Origin of the sequence: Paraprevotella clara YIT 11840 (assembly GCF_000233955.1) — a bacterium.
Lineage (GTDB): Bacteria > Bacteroidota > Bacteroidia > Bacteroidales > Bacteroidaceae > Paraprevotella > Paraprevotella clara.
The window spans coordinates 1-1,057 of the sequence record NZ_JH376594.1 but is presented as its reverse complement, the minus strand read 5'-3'; the positions used below and the strand labels follow the sequence as shown (position 1 = coordinate 1,057).

General features: G+C 52.2%; 1 rRNA gene. It reads left to right on the top strand.

The features are described 5' to 3' along the window. Positions 1-74: 74 nt before the first annotated feature. Positions 75-1,057 (top strand): 16S ribosomal RNA (locus HMPREF9441_RS05835); the annotation flags it as partial.

Sequence of the window (1,057 nt, the reverse complement as noted above, 5' to 3'; positions counted from 1 at the left end):
AAACGGGTAAGTTCAGGGAGTCCGGAAACAGAACAGATGCCTTTCCCTTATGGGGTGAAGGCCAAAGATATTCTACAATGAAGAGTTTGATCCTGGCTCAGGATGAACGCTAGCTACAGGCTTAACACATGCAAGTCGAGGGGCAGCATGGACCCAGCTTTGCTGGGTTTGATGGCGACCGGCGCACGGGTGAGTAACGCGTATCCAACCTGCCCTTTACTCCGGGATAGTCTCCTGAAAGGGAGTTTAATACCGGATGTGTTTGTCTTTCCGCATGGGAGCGACAAATAAAGATTGATTGGTAAAGGATGGGGATGCGTCCCATTAGCTAGTTGGCGGGGTAACGGCCCACCAAGGCAACGATGGGTAGGGGTTCTGAGAGGAAGGTCCCCCACATTGGAACTGAGACACGGTCCAAACTCCTACGGGAGGCAGCAGTGAGGAATATTGGTCAATGGGCGAGAGCCTGAACCAGCCAAGTAGCGTGAAGGACGACGGCCCTACGGGTTGTAAACTTCTTTTATAAGGGAATAAAGTTCGCCACGCGTGGTGTTTTGTATGTACCTTATGAATAAGCATCGGCTAATTCCGTGCCAGCAGCCGCGGTAATACGGAAGATGCGAGCGTTATCCGGATTTATTGGGTTTAAAGGGAGCGTAGGCGGGCTTTTAAGTCAGCGGTCAAATGTCACGGCTCAACCGTGGCCAGCCGTTGAAACTGTAAGCCTTGAGTCTGCACAGGGCACATGGAATTCGTGGTGTAGCGGTGAAATGCTTAGATATCACGAAGAACTCCGATCGCGAAGGCATTGTGCCGGGGCAGCACTGACGCTGAGGCTCGAAAGTGCGGGTATCAAACAGGATTAGATACCCTGGTAGTCCGCACGGTAAACGATGAATGCTCGCTATGGGCGATATATTGTCCGTGGCCAAGCGAAAGCGTTAAGCATTCCACCTGGGGAGTACGCCGGCAACGGTGAAACTCAAAGGAATTGACGGGGGCCCGCACAAGCGGAGGAACATGTGGTTTAATTCGATGATACGCGAGGAACCTTACC